The following is a 16,245-nucleotide window of genomic DNA, read 5'->3' as shown; positions in this document are numbered from 1 at the left end:
CGTTGAACGGGTTATAAATACAAATCTGGCATTACATCTCTGGGGATGATTGCGCCTTTATGTTGAATTACGGTGCTGGCTACAATGTGCCCTGCTTCCGCTGATTGTGTTCCGCTACCACCACTAAGGCGCTTAGCGAGAAAACCAGCACTAAATGAATCACCGGCTGCTGTCGTATCCACCACATTTTTAACTTTATTCGCAGCGACTGAGGAACAAGCGCCACCTTCATAAACCAGGCAATCTTTACTGCCTCGTTTCACAATGATTTCAGAGACACCAGCGTCTTTCGTACGTGCGATACATTGCTCAATGTCTTTATCACCATATAACGCTTCTTCATCATCAAAGGTCAACAAGGCGGTATCTGTGTAAGACAGCATTTTTAAATATACTTTCTGAGCGTCTTTACGGTCTTGCCATAACTGGGGGCGGTAGTTGTTATCGAAGAACACTAGACCCGCAAAACTATCCAACAGTTTAAATAGCATGTTGCGACTGGTTTCAGTCAAAATCGCCAGCGTAATACCACTAAGATAAATCGCATCAAATTGCTCTAGTTTAGCTAGTAATTCATGCGCGTTATCCTGGTCAAACATGAACTTTGCAGACGCTTCATTACGCCAATAATAGAAGCTACGCTCACCCATTGAATCGGTTTCAATGTGATAGATTCCCGGTTGTTTGCCCGATACTTGATGGACTAACGAAGTATCAATCCCCTCTTCTTGCCAAGCGTCTAACATCGCTTGACTATAAGGGTCTTCACCTAATGCCGTTACATAAGTGGTTTCGATATCCTGAGCCTTGCACAAGCGAGATAGATAAAGGGCGGTATTTAATGTATCTCCGCCGAATGACTGCTGCAGAGTCCCATTTTTATGCTGTAGCTCTACCATGCATTCGCCAATAATGGCTATTTTTGTTTTTTTCATCTTTAGTCTCAGCAGCGCTGGGGGAATTAAACGTCCGACAATAGTTGTGTACCGGTTGTAGAACAGCCCGAGTATCATCAAACTGGGCTGAACCCACTATTAGCGCACGACTTATCGTCTAGTTACTTGCCAATTTGTTGCGCCTGCAAGTTATCCCAGGCTCCAAGGATATACATAATCCCCAGAGCTCGGTCATACAAACCATACCCAGGGCGAGCCCATTTTTCTTCACCCCAAATATGGCGTCCATGATCTGGTCGAACATAGCCTTGATAACCGTGCTTATGAAGTGTTTGGATGACTTTAATAATGTCTACTGAACCGTCACATGCTCGGTGCGAAGACTCTATAAAGTCTCCATTTTCAAATCTTTTTACATTACGTATATGTATAAAATGAATTCGTTCGTGAACTTCATCGATAATGTCTGGAATATCGTTATTGCTCGAACCAAGTGATCCGGTACATAAACTTAATCCGTTATATGGACTATCGACCAAATTTAAGAACCTAAGAATATTCTCTTTATTAATAATAATTCGAGGTAGCCCAAAGATAGGGAATGCTGGGTCATCTGGGTGAATTCCCATTTTAATATCGTATTCTTCACAAACAGGGATAACTTTTTCTAAGAAATACTGAAGGTTTCCCCAAAGGTCTTCCGCTGTAAAACCTTTGTATTTTTCGAACGTTTCTTTTAATTGGGATAGTCGCTCTGGTTCCCACCCTGGCATTGTTACAGATACGTTCTTTGATAATTTTTCGATAAGTTCAATAGGCTCAATATCACTGATTTTGCTCTTTTCAAAAAACAGAGCGTTAGAACCGTCTTCCATTTCTTTATACAGCTCGGTTCTGGTCCAATCGAATACTGGCATAAAGTTATAGCAGACAACTTTCACCCCGACTTTAGCAAGCCTTTTTAAGGTTTCAATATAGTTGTCAATATACTTATCTCTTGATGGCAGACCGAGTTTAATGTCTTCATGAACATTAACACTTTCAACGACATCAATATGAAAACCTGCTTTCTCTATTATTTCTTTTTCAGCGAGAATGCGTTCTTCACTCCAGACTTCTCCAGCAGGCATATCATGTAATGACCAAACAATACCTTCTACACCCGGAACCTGTTTAATAAAAGGTAAACTTACCTCATCATTCCCTTCACCATACCAACGAAATGACATCTTCATATTTATCTCCCAAAAAGTTTTTAATTATTTAATAAATCGGATGAATAAAATTTAGAGATTTGATGCGATATTAATTGAGATAATATAGATTCAACCCTATAGACATAATTCATATGCCCATCCAATAAATATTTTTATTACAGAAACGTACCAACCTAGTTATTCGATAACGAGTAACTATTTTCCAAAATTAAATGAGCGTTTATTTATATCTAGTTTGCGAGGAACTCTGACAAATCAGCGGGGTTCTCACACCTAATTTGTTCCATCACTTGAGTAAGTTGCTGCATTAACACTTCGATTGCATGCTCTCCACCTTCCTTACCCAAGGACGACACGGCGTACATGAAAAAGCGCCCCAAAAATGTAAATTGAGCACCAGATGCTAAGGAAGTGGCAATATCCACACCCGATCGGATACCGCTATCCATCATCATCGTCACTCCCGAAGGGACTGAATCTCCATCTATTTTTTTTAGAAGATCTATTGGGGATTCACAAGCATCTAGCTGCCGAGCTCCATGGTTAGATAAAATAACCCCGTCGGCATTCACTTCTTCAAGTAACTTGAGATCGCTACTAGAACAAACGCCTTTTACGATTAAATTCCCTTCCCACTTGTCTCTTATTCTTTTCAAGCCTTCCGTGTCCACTTTCCCCATCGCCATCGAGCGCATCATTTCTGGCAAATCGAGACGATGCTCTCTCATGTATGGTTCCAAATTTTTAAATTTTGGAATTCCATACTTGAGAGTTTGAGTCGCCCAATGCGGCGTTTTGCATACATCGATGAAGTTCTTCACAGAATGCTTAGGAGGCATAGTTAACCCATTCACGATATCATTGGGCCTAAACCCAAACGTCGGAATGTCGACCGTGACAACCAAGTTTTTATAGCCGCAGCTCTTCAAACGTCCCAGTATTGAATCTTGTATTGTTTCATCCACTGGGTTGTAGAGCTGAAACCATGCATTGTCTTCTGCTAACTCTGCGATTACTTCTATCGACTCAGACGAAACGGTGCTTAGAACATATGGGATATTGTATTTCTTTGCTGCTTTCGCCAAAATCACCGGTGAATTAGGCCAAATTAGACCTTGTAAACCGATTGGTGCAATGCCGAATGGAGCGCTATATCCTTTCCCAAGGATTGTGGTGTTTAAATCGCACTTTGAATACGGCGCTAAATACCTCGGTGCTAACTTAGATTTCTGCAATGCTAAACGGTTTGTCTCCAATCCAATATCATCAAAACATCCTCCTTCCAAATATTCATATATAAACTTGGGGATATTCTTTTCTGTTTTTTTTCTCATTCGAGAATAATCTGGGTATCGACCATCTAACATTGCATCAACTCTAATTGTTTATAAGAACACGCTTGGTAGCCAAAGTGATAATGCTGGTATATATGTGACCATCAATAACACGGCTAAATTACACAATAAGAAAGGCACGATTGCTTTCACGACTTTCTCCATTGGAATACCACCAATTCCTGCAGCAACGAACAAACAAACTCCTACAGGTGGTGTAGTTAGACCAATCATTAAGTTAAGCACCGCGATAATGCCAAAGTGCACCGGGTCTACACCAACAGCAGTCGCTACGCCTAATAATGTAGGAAACAGTATGATCAGTGCCGCAATGGTTTCCATGAACGAGCCTACCAACAGCAACAATAAGTTGATGATTAGCAATACAATAATTGGATTTTCACTGATCGTTAGTATCGTAGACGCTATCATTTGTGGGATTTTTTCTGACGTTAGTATCCACCCAAACACATTAGCTAAGCCAACCAGTAGCATTAATGATGCAGTGGTTACAGCAGTCGAAAGTAGTATTTTTGGAAGATCTCTAAATGAAAGCCCCTTATAAACAAACATACCAATAATCATTGCGTAAAGTGCCGCGACGACAGAGGCCTCGGTCGGTGTAAAGAAGCCACCCACAATGCCAATCAGTATTAAGAATGTCAGTGAAATCGCCCAACAACTTGTACGTAAGTGAAGGATAATTTCAGATAACGTTGCACGCTTTTCTTTCGGGTAGCCTCGTTTTACCGATAGAAAATAAGTCGTTGCCATCATCCCCACACCCAGTAACAAGCCCGGTACAGCACCAGCTAGAAACAGTTTTCCAACCGATATACTGGTCAACGTACCTACAATGATCATAGGTACACTAGGAGGAATAATTGGCCCGATGGTTGATGAGGCAGCAGTCACCGCGGCTGCAAATGGTTTGTCGTAACCACTTTTTGCCATACCAGGGATCATGACCGAACCAATCGATGCAGTATCAGCAACCGCAGTACCAGACACGCCACCAAATAACATTGAGCCACTAACATTCGCTAGCCCAAGTCCGCCACGAATATGCCCTAGCATCGCGTTACTTAACCCGATGATCTGCTCGGTGATGTTCCCCCGATTCATCAAGTTTCCGGCGAGGATGAAACCACCGATACAAAGGAGTACAAACGAATCAATGCCCGCAAACATTTTTTGTGGAATTACGGTCAATGAAATATCAGCCATCAATAAGTAAGCCATTGATGCTATTCCAAGCGTAATTGCAATAGGAAAGCCTAATATTAATAAAACAAAGAAAACCGAAAATAATATATAGACTTCCATATCATCCTCTCCGACTTGTGTGTTTAATAATTATTTTTATAGAATCTAAAGCTATAAATAGTTGTAGGTTTGCAAAGATAAGAACACTTGAAAAAAAGATGTAGTCCATTTGAACTGCAAGTACTGGTGATGTTTGCCATTCACCGATACTCATAAATTGAAATGCATTTGGTAAAGCAATAAAGATAAAGATAGAAATAACGATATTAACAATTAGTTGATATATGCTTTGCCATTTTTCACTTAGCCTGGAGACTATAATATCGACACTAACTAGTTCTTTTGACTTAAAGGCTAAACCAGCTCCAAAAGCAACCGTATAGATGAAGAAGTAGCGAGAAAGTTCTTCTGTCCAAGCAGGAGTACTTTCTAAAAACATTCGAGCAAATACTTGTAGTAAAACCACACCACATAAAGCGACTAAACTGCAGATTGTAAAAAAGCTAAAAAAACGAGTGGCAAGTCGATCAATGTGATCTACGGCTCTCGATACGAGTGACTCTTTTGGTTCTTCGGCCACATTTACGATTGTCGTCATAATTTCCCTCATGAGAAAATAGGGAGGCTATCCACCTCCCCAAGGGTTACTTATAGTTTTTGAATATCTTCAAACAGCGGTAACTGCTCTTTATTCAAACTTTTACGAACAGCCGGAAGCGCAGCTTCACGGAATGCTTCTTGATCAACATCTACGAATTTCATCCCTCTTTCTTGCAATAACTCAGCTAGCTTTCTTTCATCTTCTAGGAATAACTCTCGCTCGTAGGCTTGTGTTTCAGCAGCGGCTTCTTTAACCACAGCTTGTAAGTCCTTAGGTAGTTTTTCTAATTGACGCTTACCCATAACGACGTAAATCCAACTACGTACGTGCTCTGTTTTGTTCACGTAGCCTTGAACTTCAAAGAACGATGCACTGTTAATCAGTGATAACGGGTTCTCTTGGGAATGGATCGTGCCTTGTTGTAAAGAAGTAAACACTTCCGAGAATGCCATCGGAGTCGGCTTAGCACCAAGTTGTTCCCACACTTTCACAAAAATTGGAACATTAGGAACACGTAGGATCGTACCGTTGAGATCTTCTGGCGTTGTGATTGGTTTATTAGAAGTCAGGTTACGCGCACCACGTTCGAACCAAGTTAGTGGCACTAGACCAGAACGTTGAGTGATTTGTTCTTCAATCTCTTTACCAACCTCACCATTTGCTACCGCCGCTAAGTGCTCGCTATCGCGGATTGCATATGGGATTGCAAGTAATGCCGCTTTAGGTGCCCAGTTTTGCAATGATTCACCCGAGATTGTTAGGTCAACTGTGCCTAATTGGATACCGTTAATAATATCCATCTCTGAACCTAGCTCGGAGTTCGGGTACACCAAGACTTCAATTCGTCCTTCAGATTTTTCTTCCACCGTTTTTTGGAAATGTAGAGCAGCTTTGTTCCAAACATTGTCATCGTTTGCCAGATGGCCAAATTTCAAAGTGTAGTCGGCAGCAGATGCAATTCCAGTAAAAAGAGAAGACGCTAATATAGCGGCGCTCAATAGTTTTTGCTTCATCATATTCTCCATTTTTATCCATTTTTATCCATTATTGTACAGACCAATTAAATCTAACATCGGATAAATGTTTCACAATTGATAAAAACGTTAAGTGTGATAAATATGACAGAAACACGGTACTTAGCATGGCGTTTTTATGCGCAAAGTCTCAGCTTTAGCACTCTATAATTTCTATTTTCCAACCTATAAACAGTAATTCCCCATGTTAACCACTCAATTTTCATGCTTGTTTTACCTTCCTTTATTTAAGTTAAATTCACGACAAGCACTCCACATTGCTTTAAAGCTATCGAACAACCCCACCTTTCCCCCACACACAAAACAAAACAAAAACACAAATAAAAACAATAACTTAAAAAGAAAAAACCAACTAACCCCAAGCTAATCAGTGAGTTAGCCTTGTTACAAAATTCACCAAAATACTATTTTCAACAAATTCTGAACACAGCCAGTCATAACTATAAAGGCTGCTTTTTTACTAAAATAATGTAAGTCATTGACCTTGTGCATTTTTCACCATCTGTCGATCTATAAAAATGTCACAATATCGCCTAGCGCGACTTGCTAATTATATATTCTCGTTATATTCACCCGTCGAAAAATTGATTTGGTCGCACATAAAACCAAAATAAACCAAATTGGTCTAGACAATATCATCACGTTAACTTGCCTTTGGTCACATAACTTTTTAATAAATGATGGTTTAATTGGTACATAACAGTGCTTGCATAATGAGCCAACACCCCCTCAAAGCAATTTTTCTGGGTTAATTGCATTAGATGGAATGAGCTAAGAGACGAACACACGGCTCATAGCAGCACAAAAAAACGGATTACGAACAAGGTAGATATAGGCATGACAACAAAAACTGACCGGCTGTACATAACTGTCGCCAATCAGATCATTAACCGGATTAATGCAAAGCAGTACCTTGTAGGGGACAAAATCCCACCAGAACGGAAGCTGTCAGAAGAGCTCAATGTTAGTCGTACCGTCATACGCGAAGCTATGGTGTATTTAGAGCTTTCTGGAATTGCTGAAATTAAAAAAGGGGCTGGCGTTTTCGTCTTACAAAGTCAGCCTCAACTGCCTTCTCCTTCAATAAGCGAATTTACGCCGAACGATATTTTGTCAGCGAGAAAACTCATTGAAGGTGAATTTGCGAAACAAGCAGCGTTAAACAATACGCCAGAGTTGATAAACGAACTTCAGCAATGCCTTGACATGATGAATGCCTCTCAATTTTTCTCAAGTATCGAATTGAGGCATCAAACATCTCATGACGCAGACCAACAGTTTCACTGTGCGATCGCTAGCGCTTGCCAGAACCCACTGTTAACTATTTTCCACCAAGATCTGATGTCGCTACATATGAAAGGAAAAATGTGGGATCGCATGGAAGTCATAGCTAACGAGCCGACAGCAAAAGGAATTTGGGTTGACGATCATCAAGCGATCTTCAACGCGATCAAAGCCGGAGATCCTGAGCAAGCAGAATCGGCAATGATCATGCACATCGATAACGTGATAGATAAGTTGAGTAACTAAAAATGAAATCGTTTATTGTAAATGGAATTAATGACTACCAAGTCGTTGAGCAAAACGTACCCTCTTTCTCTGATGACCAGGTATTGGTTCGTGTAGAGTACGCCGGGATTTGTGGCTCTGATCTGCATATCATTCACGGTCAAAACCCATTTGCTACCTACCCTAGAATCACCGGACATGAGTTTGTAGGATGCATTGAAAAGGTTGGAGACAACGTAACTGGACTGGAAGTTGGGACAAAAGTTGTCGTTAACCCCGTGATCAGTTGTGGTCAGTGCCGCCCTTGCAAAATCGGTCGCTCGAATGTTTGTACTGAACTTCAAGTGATAGGTGTTCACACCGATGGCGGATTCACACAATTTCAAGCCGTACCTGCAGCCAATATCATTGCACTACCAGACAGCATCAACTTAAGAGATGCAACCTTAATAGAGCCTTACAGTATCGCCGCTAATGTGTTTAACCGATTAGATGCTTCTTCGGATGACACAATATTGATTTATGGCGCGGGCGTTATTGGCTTAACCATCGTACAAATTGCTAATGTTCTAGGTATTCCATCTATAATCGTCGATCTTCTCGATGAAAAGTTAGAAACCGCCAAGCAATTAGGTGCAACTCATACCATTAACCCTAAACAAGAAAACACCGAACAACGAGTCATGGAACTGACAAATGGGCAGGGTGTACCGCTAATCGCTGACGCAGCATGTATTCCAGCTCTTATTCCTGAAATTATGAGGCTTGCAGCTCCTGCAGGAACTGTTTGCTTGCTCGGTTTTTCTAGTGAACATAGCCCACTTCAACAAGTCGAAGTGATCAAGAAGGAGCTGACCATTGTAGGCTCACGACTAAATAACAATATGTTCCCTAAAGTGATTGACTGGATGGCTCAAGGAAAACTCGACACCGAATTTTTAATCAGTCATGAGTTCACCCTAGATACTGCTCCTGATGCTATTGCACTTATTGAGAACGACCCACAAAAAGTACGTAAAGCATTGATAAAAATGCACTAACAGCTCGTACTGGCAATCATCCGTATACATTTTGTTCAATATATAGAGTCTCCAATACTCATTTGGAGACTTCGATAGCTCATTCGCTCTCCCGAATTCGCTTTACCTCTAAGGATATTTATATGGCTTCTAGTCGAACTGAATATGATCAGAAATCACATGCAAACTATGATCGCTCGGCACTTAAAAACCGAATTGTTCATATTGGTTGTGGTGCATTTTTCCGTGCTCACCAGGCTTTGGTATTAGAAAAACTCAACCAGATAACGCCTAGTGATTGGGGCTATACGACCGTAAGTTTGTTTAGTGGAAAGCCCTTTATTCAAGAGTTGAGAAATCAGAGGCATCGTTACACCGTCGTTGAACAAGATCATACCACCACCAATGTTCACACTATCGAATCAGTGATAGATAGCATGCATCCGGGCCTTGACGGTATTGACTCTATTATAGAGAGAATGGCAGAGCCTCAAGTATCGATCGTTTCCTTAACGATCACTGAAAAGGGCTATTGTGTAGACCCGAACACTCGCCAATTTCATGCAGGACACCCGTTAATTACACAAGACATCGCCGATCCAAAAGCACCGAAATCAGCCTTAGGTGTGATAGTTGCTGCGTTAAATTTGAGAAAAGAACGAAACCTACCCGCTTTCAGTGTCATGTCGTGTGACAACATGCCCCATAATGGAGAAGTAACGAAAGCCGCCATTATTGAGTACGCCAAAATGATAGACCCAGCTCTATCTGAATGGATCTCAACCAATGCGAGCTTCCCTAGTACGATGGTTGATAGAATTGTTCCCGCAATAACCGACGAATCATTGAAAACTATCGAGTCATTAACTGGTAAATTTGATCCTTGTGGCCTGGTCACAGAACCGTTTTTACAATGGGTTATTGAAGATAACTTTGTATCTGGCCGCCCTGAATGGGAGCTAATTGACGGAGTATCACTCGTAAAAGATGTGCAGCCTTATGAAGAAATGAAACTAAGAATGCTCAATGGTAGCCACTCTTTTCTTGCTTACACTGGGTACTTATCCGGTTATGAATACATTTCGGACATGATGGAAAACCCTAGTTTCAAAGAAATGACTCGTCGCCTTATGCTCAATGAGCAAAAACCAACCCTACAAGAACTCGATAATATCAATCTTGTCGAGTACTCCGAGCTGCTCTTGAATCGATTTTCAAATCCCTATTTGAAGCATAAGACGCATCAGATCGCCATGGATGGCAGCCAAAAGCTCCCGCAACGTATTATTGAATCGATGGGAATTCTAGCCAAAGGCGAACGTAATTTTACCGCTTTAGCATTAGGCACTGCGGCATGGATGCGTTACATCAGAGGTATTGATGAAAACAATCAACCAATTGAGGTAGTAGACCCTCTCTCTGATCATTTATTGTCAATCAGCAAAAAGCACGACTCAGTTGAGCCATTGATTAACGCTCTTTTGAGTGAAGAAACGATCTTCGACCAATCCATTGTTCAGCAAAAATCTGTTATTGATGCTATCACTCAGGCGTACATCAATATTGAACAAAAAGGCGCTAAAAAAGCGGTGATGGAAGCAGCTATTTAGTTAATTGTGTTGTAGCGTTCTTCCTGTAATTAACATCACATTAATTCAAGAGTGCGTACAGCAAACTTTAATCAAACTGAGTAGCCCTTTCATATAGGATTAATCTGCAAGTGAGAAAGTATTGCTCACTTGCAGATCATCCATCGAGTATTTCTTACTTATCACCTACACTTTTCACTTATTTCTTATAACGCTTCATTCAGCTGAAATAAGCCCTACCCTCAACTTGATGACCCTAAAGTAATTAAAGCATTGCCAGGCTTGAAGGGACTAAGCCTCTCGCTTAACTAACAGCCATCTTTACAGCCATGATTAACAACAAAATCGAAAAGATCTTTTTGATTGTTGATACAGGTAACGTCTGAGTTGATTTTGCACCTAACGGCGCGGTAAACCAAGACGTGCACACGATCCCAGCTAAAGCTGGTAGATATACAAACCCTGCGAACCCGTCAGCTAACGAAAAGTGTGTACTCCCCGAGCTGATGTAACCTATCGAGCCAAATAATGCGATAACAATGCCACACGCAGAAGCGCAGCCAATGGCCTTTTTCATATCAAGTGAGAAGAAAGTTAACAGAGGTACCAATAGTGCACCGCCCCCAATCCCTATCATTGCGGATAGGCCACCTGTAATTGTGGTGAAAACAGTTAATAGCCCTTTGTTAGGCATTTTCCTATCTGTTGGCGCATCCTTTTTACTGCTTAAAAACATTTTCAGAGCAATAAGTACCACACTCACAGCAAACACAATACGAACAATCTGCTCTGGTAAAAGTGCTGCCATAAAGCCACTGATAAGTGCGCCAAAGGCAACGCCAGTCATGATCCAAGGAGCAAGTTCCCAAGGTACATTGCCATTTTTGTGGTGAGCAATGGCCGAAGAAGTTGAAGTGAACAATATCGATGCTAAAGACGTAGCAATTGCGGCAACAACAACTTGCTCTGTTGGTAAAACTTCAAAGTGAAGTAAAATGCTGCTTAGGATTGGAACGATCACTAGCCCCCCTCCGATGCCTAACAACCCTGCCAAAAAACCTACGCCACTGCCTAGTAATGCACAGTAAAAAATTAATAACAGCAATTCACTCACTTAGTTAACCTCATATAAATAATGGATATACATAGCAGTAAACTAGCCATGCTTAAATTAAGGCCACTAATATAACGGTTTAAAAAATAATGAAACATGAATATTTCTCATAATGAAAATGAAGTAAATCCATTGTCATTTAAGTAACGATAGAAGTTATAAATAACTCTCAGCTCGTTACTACCGCTTTGGAGTCATTAAGATGAAACCACCGCGAAGGTTATTACTGGAAATAAAGAAAACCACAAACCCAGTAAGAGTAAGGAATAAATTCAGCTTTCATCTTAGGAATTAGGATAACCAAATACTATGAATACAGACTTCAATTTCACAATCAAAAGCCTTAGTCTCGATGAAAATTACCACCCGTCAGACAGCACTCGTATCACAACCAATTTTGCTAACTTGGCTCGAGGTGAAAGCCGTCAAGCTAACTTACGTAACGCCTTAAAGATGATCGATAACAGTTTCAATGCCTTAGCGCATTGGGATAACCCAAAAGGCGAACGTTACTCTGTCGAGCTTGAGATTATCTCTGTCGATATGGACATTGAAGGTAATGACCAAGCCTTCCCTTCGATTGAAGTATTGAAGACAAATATTGTCGATCATAAAACTAACGAACGTATCGAAGGGATTGTCGGAAATAACTTCTCTTCTTATGTTCGAGATTATGATTTTAGCGTATTACTCTTAGATCATAATAAAGACCAACCGAAGTTTACTATTCCAGATAATTTCGGCGACCTTCATGGAAAGCTTTTCCAATACTTCGTTAATTCGAATACTTATAAGCAGCACTTTAATAAACTTCCGGTTATTTGTTTAAGTGTCTCTGATAACAAAGTCTATAGCAAAACGGATAATCAGCACCCTGTGTTAGGTTTTGAATATCAACCAAACGAATCATCTTTAACTGAGCAATATTTTAAGAAAATGGGCTTACAGGTTCGTTACTTTATGCCACCAAATAGTGTTGCACCTTTAGCGTTCTACTTCTTTGGTGATCTACTTAATAACTATTCAAACCTTGAGCTGATCAGCACCATCAGCACCATGGAAACGTTCCAGAAGATTTATCGTCCAGAGATTTACAACGCTAATGCGGTTGCAGGTAATTGCTATCAACCTAACTTGAAAAACCAAGACCACTCACTAACTCAAATTGTTTATGACCGCGAAGAACGCAGCCAGTTAGCAATTAAGCAGGGTAAGTTTGCTGAAGAACACTTCATCAAGCCATACCAAACCGTGCTTAAGCAATGGTCAGAAAGTTACGCATAATAATTAACGAGATTCGATAGCGGCATATACTATGAAAACACTATTACCTACTTCAACGGCAGGAAGCTTACCTAAACCTTCTTGGCTTGCACAACCCGAAACGCTTTGGTCTCCTTGGAAACTGCAAGGGGAAGAGTTAAACCACGGCAAAAAAGATGCGCTCCGTGTTTCACTCAAAGAACAAGAAATCGCAAACGTCGATATTGTTAGTGATGGAGAACAAACTCGCCAACACTTTGTCACGACGTTCATTGAGCACCTCAGTGGTGTCGATTTCGAAAATCGAAAGACTGTCAGAATCCGAAATCGCTACGACGCAAGCGTGCCGACAGTCACCGGTCCTGTTACCCGTCAAAAGCCCGTATTTGTGGAAGATGCGAAATTTCTCCGTCAACAAACCGATAAACCAATCAAATGGGCACTGCCTGGCCCTATGACGATGATCGACACGCTCTATGATGATCACTACAAAAGTCGCGAAAAGCTCGCTTGGGAATTTGCAAAAATCTTAAACCAAGAAGCTAAAGAACTCGAAGCAGCCGGCGTCGATATTATTCAGTTCGATGAACCTGCATTCAACGTCTTTTTCGATGAGGTAAACGACTGGGGAATTGCCTGCTTGGAAAGAGCAATTGAAGGGCTTAAGTGTGAAACCGCAGTCCATATTTGTTATGGCTACGGCATTAAAGCCAACACAGATTGGAAAAAATCGCTCGGCTCTGAGTGGCGTCAATATGAAGAAGTGTTCCCAAAGCTTCGTGAGTCGAATATCGATATTATCTCACTAGAATGTCAAAATTCACGCGTGCCAATTGAGCTGCTTGAACTCATCCGCGGAAAAAAAGTGATGGTAGGTGCAATTGATGTCGCTACTCATGAAATCGAGACTCCTGAGGAAGTTGCCGCTACTTTAAAGCAAGCACTTAAATTTGTAGATGCAGACAAGCTCTACCCAAGCACTAACTGTGGTATGGCTCCACTGCCCCGTGAAGTTGCGAACGCTAAGCTAAACGCGCTAAGTGCTGGGGCTGAACTCGTTCGGAAAGAACTCGCATAATATAGACGCATGAAAGTGGCTTTTGTGGCCACTTTCTTATTTTCAACACTATCACCTTCACTAAATTCAACGAGCTAAGTTTCGTAGCGGAGACACATGTTCGTCGAATGGCACCTGCCTTCTCATAAAAGATGTTCCTTCGATAACTTCAGGATGCTTAATGCGATCCATTCTAAAATGTCTGAAGTCATCTCTCATTGGATCCCATGCAACCAAATACCATAACGGCGGCAAAATAAGCATCGCTTGAGGCTCTACCGCTCGATGGGACTGCTCACCTTTCGCATCAACATATTCAAATTTAAGATGTAATCGCTGTAAGAAAGCCTTTTCAAAAACATGCAGTAACTCAGAATCCATCTCCTGCATATTTGAAATATCCACTTGAGGTGCAATTTTTCCAACAAACAAGCAATCGAGTAAACGTCGTAAATCATGAAGCTTGTCAGACGGTAGAGACTTTTCTATTTTCGTAAGAGCACTGTTTGCGGCCCCCGAGAAGGGCAGCCCACCAATTGCATACATGGTAGCCACGCTGACAAGAAGTGCAAAAACCTCCTCAACAGACAACCTTACGGTCGTTTGCACGGAACGTGAGTCCAATTGCAACCCCCCGCCCCTACCAGGCTCTGAATGAATCGCATAACCTTCATCTCTTAATGCAGCCAGGTCGCGTAACACCGTTCGACGCGACGCTCCAACTTGTGCCGCTAGCTCTGAAACTGTCAACGTCCCATTACGACGCAGGCTGCGGATGATCGCCTCATGCCTTACACGAATATTCATTTCCTAATTCACCATTTAATGGTGCCACTATTTGGCACCATTAGATTATATAAATTACTCATCGACTTCAGCTTTGTTCTCGCAAAGTTGTAACAGCATCGACGTTCTCTGAAAGAGCAGCATCCCACTCACATAAAACTATTAACAAATTAAAAGGCATAATTATGTTCAATCTCAATGACTTCCCGTTACCCACAATGATTCAACTCGAAAATGTTGAGCTTGAAGTGTTTGAAGCAGGACAAGAGAACCGTGGCAATCCCATCGTACTCTGCCACGGTTGGCCAGAGCACGCTTTTTCCTGGAGGTACCAAATTCCGAGCCTTGTCGAAGCGGGTTATCATGTCATCGTCCCAAATCAAAGAGGCTATGGAAAATCATCTCAACCAGCAGATGTTGAAAGCTACGATATTGTCCACCTTGCCAACGATCTCGCATTACTTCTAGATCACTACGGTTATGAAAATTCGACGTTTGTTGGGCATGATTGGGGAGCGATGGTGGTGTGGGGGTTGGCTTTATTACACCCAGATCGAGTCAATAAAATAATAAATTTAAGCCTGCCGTATCAAGAACGTGGAGCCACTCCTTGGCTCGAGATGATGGAACAATTTCTAGGTGAAAACTATTACTTTGTCCATTTCAATCGCCAGCCTGGAGTCGCCGATGCAATTCTTGAGAACAATACCCATCAATTTCTCAATAACTTATATCGGAAAAATACTCCTAAATCAGAGCCTGAAACAGGAATGGTTATGATAGACCTTGCTAACTCCACAGTTCCAAACGGAAGCCCGATAATGAGTGAGGTAGAACTTGCCATTTTCGTAGAATCGTTTGAATCATCAGGGTTCACGGGAAGTATCAATTGGTATAGAAACCTAGATCGGAATTGGCATTTGTTACGAGACGTTGACCCCGTAATCAAGCATCCCACACTTATGGTTTATGGTCTGCAAGATCCCATCCCTCAATCAGAAAGCTTGTCTAAATTTGTACCGAATGTAGATGTCGTCAGCCTAGATTGCGGACACTGGATACAGCAAGAAATGCCGAACGAGACAAACCAAGTTATGCTTAACTGGCTGAGCCGACAATCTGGAGATTAATCGAGCCCCCCAGCCCGGTCTAAGCTCACTGGCTCTAAAAATATAACACTCGCGTTATGGGTGAAATAGCCAAATTTATATTTTCACCCGTATCGCTTTAATAGATGTCTCACAAAACTCAATCTCAAATCGATAAGATTAGCGGTCGTATTCTAGTTACTGTTTAGCCCCTAATTCAAATAACCAATAAATCACTAAGCAATTAGTCAAAGTGTTAAACTGTTTCCATATTTAGTTAACCCAAATGAAACCAAAAACAGATTCATACAAAAAATATATAGATGTATCGCATCGTTAAATTTGAATCACTAATATGTAATCAGTAGATGAAATATATTAATTCAACTTTACAGCCAAAATCAGACAAGATAAAACCCTACCCAAGCCCATATAAAAGCCCATTCATCTTCAAAGCGATAATATTTCTACA

The 16,245-nt window shown here is 41.2% G+C and carries 14 protein-coding genes; 6 read left to right on the top strand and 8 right to left on the bottom strand.

Annotated features, from left to right (window positions below):
- Positions 1-11 precede the first annotated feature (11 nt).
- From kdgK to ACHUFI_RS09695, 6 genes are all read right to left on the bottom strand, one after another.
- Complete coding sequence (kdgK, locus tag ACHUFI_RS09720) at positions 12-935, bottom strand: 2-dehydro-3-deoxygluconokinase (RefSeq protein ID WP_394248572.1); 924 nt, start codon at positions 933-935, stop codon at positions 12-14.
- Between the two features lie 122 nt (positions 936-1,057).
- The gene (uxuA, locus tag ACHUFI_RS09715) at positions 1,058-2,131 is read right to left on the bottom strand and encodes a mannonate dehydratase (RefSeq protein WP_394248570.1); all 1,074 of its coding nucleotides are present in this window, start codon (positions 2,129-2,131) and stop codon (positions 1,058-1,060) included.
- Between the two features lie 212 nt (positions 2,132-2,343).
- Positions 2,344-3,480, bottom strand: a complete 1,137-nt coding sequence (locus ACHUFI_RS09710; RefSeq protein WP_394248568.1) for an alpha-hydroxy acid oxidase — start codon at positions 3,478-3,480, stop codon at positions 2,344-2,346.
- Between the two features lie 18 nt (positions 3,481-3,498).
- Positions 3,499-4,773 carry a TRAP transporter large permease gene (locus ACHUFI_RS09705; protein WP_394248566.1) on the bottom strand — a complete coding sequence of 425 codons (1,275 nt, stop codon included), beginning with the start codon at positions 4,771-4,773 and terminating at the stop codon, positions 3,499-3,501.
- A gap of 1 nt (position 4,774) precedes the next feature.
- The gene (locus ACHUFI_RS09700) at positions 4,775-5,311 is read right to left on the bottom strand and encodes a TRAP transporter small permease (RefSeq protein ID WP_394248564.1); all 537 of its coding nucleotides are present in this window, start codon (positions 5,309-5,311) and stop codon (positions 4,775-4,777) included.
- A 50-nt stretch (positions 5,312-5,361) separates the two neighbouring features.
- Positions 5,362-6,330: a TRAP transporter substrate-binding protein gene (locus ACHUFI_RS09695; protein WP_394248562.1), complete on the bottom strand. Its 969-nt coding sequence runs from the start codon at positions 6,328-6,330 to the stop codon at positions 5,362-5,364.
- An 855-nt stretch (positions 6,331-7,185) separates the two neighbouring features.
- On the opposite strand from ACHUFI_RS09695, the gene ACHUFI_RS09690 reads away from it, so the two are divergent.
- The 3 genes from ACHUFI_RS09690 to ACHUFI_RS09680 all read left to right on the top strand — a co-directional run bounded on the left by ACHUFI_RS09690 (position 7,186) and on the right by ACHUFI_RS09680 (position 10,486).
- Positions 7,186-7,878: a FadR/GntR family transcriptional regulator gene (locus tag ACHUFI_RS09690; protein ID WP_394248560.1), complete on the top strand. Its 693-nt coding sequence runs from the start codon at positions 7,186-7,188 to the stop codon at positions 7,876-7,878.
- Positions 7,879-7,880: 2 nt separating this feature from the next.
- Positions 7,881-8,897, top strand: coding sequence for a Zn-dependent oxidoreductase (locus ACHUFI_RS09685; RefSeq protein WP_394248558.1), 1,017 nt, complete (start codon positions 7,881-7,883; stop codon positions 8,895-8,897).
- Between the two features lie 122 nt (positions 8,898-9,019).
- Complete coding sequence (locus ACHUFI_RS09680) at positions 9,020-10,486, top strand: mannitol dehydrogenase family protein (protein ID WP_394248556.1); 1,467 nt, start codon at positions 9,020-9,022, stop codon at positions 10,484-10,486.
- A 283-nt stretch (positions 10,487-10,769) separates the two neighbouring features.
- Here the strand turns inward: ACHUFI_RS09680 and ACHUFI_RS09675 are convergent, their stop codons facing one another.
- Positions 10,770-11,579, bottom strand: a complete 810-nt coding sequence (locus ACHUFI_RS09675; protein ID WP_394248554.1) for a sulfite exporter TauE/SafE family protein — start codon at positions 11,577-11,579, stop codon at positions 10,770-10,772.
- Between the two features lie 309 nt (positions 11,580-11,888).
- Here ACHUFI_RS09675 and ACHUFI_RS09670 point away from each other — a divergent pair, with 309 nt between their 5' ends.
- Both ACHUFI_RS09670 and ACHUFI_RS09665 read left to right on the top strand, forming a co-directional pair.
- Positions 11,889-12,863: a DUF1852 domain-containing protein gene (locus ACHUFI_RS09670; protein ID WP_394248552.1), complete on the top strand. Its 975-nt coding sequence runs from the start codon at positions 11,889-11,891 to the stop codon at positions 12,861-12,863.
- A gap of 31 nt (positions 12,864-12,894) precedes the next feature.
- Positions 12,895-13,920, top strand: a complete 1,026-nt coding sequence (locus tag ACHUFI_RS09665; protein WP_394248550.1) for a methionine synthase — start codon at positions 12,895-12,897, stop codon at positions 13,918-13,920.
- A gap of 66 nt (positions 13,921-13,986) precedes the next feature.
- On the opposite strand, the gene ACHUFI_RS09660 is transcribed toward ACHUFI_RS09665, so the two are convergent.
- Positions 13,987-14,706, bottom strand: coding sequence for a helix-turn-helix transcriptional regulator (locus ACHUFI_RS09660; RefSeq protein WP_394248548.1), 720 nt, complete (start codon positions 14,704-14,706; stop codon positions 13,987-13,989).
- Between the two features lie 164 nt (positions 14,707-14,870).
- Here ACHUFI_RS09660 and ACHUFI_RS09655 point away from each other — a divergent pair, with 164 nt between their 5' ends.
- Positions 14,871-15,815: an alpha/beta fold hydrolase gene (locus tag ACHUFI_RS09655; RefSeq protein ID WP_394248546.1), complete on the top strand. Its 945-nt coding sequence runs from the start codon at positions 14,871-14,873 to the stop codon at positions 15,813-15,815.
- Positions 15,816-16,245 lie beyond the last annotated feature (430 nt).

This window comes from Vibrio profundi, from assembly GCF_043642225.1.
Classification (GTDB): Bacteria; Pseudomonadota; Gammaproteobacteria; order Enterobacterales; family Vibrionaceae; genus Vibrio; species Vibrio profundi_A.
Note: the sequence above shows the minus strand (reverse complement) of the source record. Positions and strands in the feature narration are given on the sequence as shown.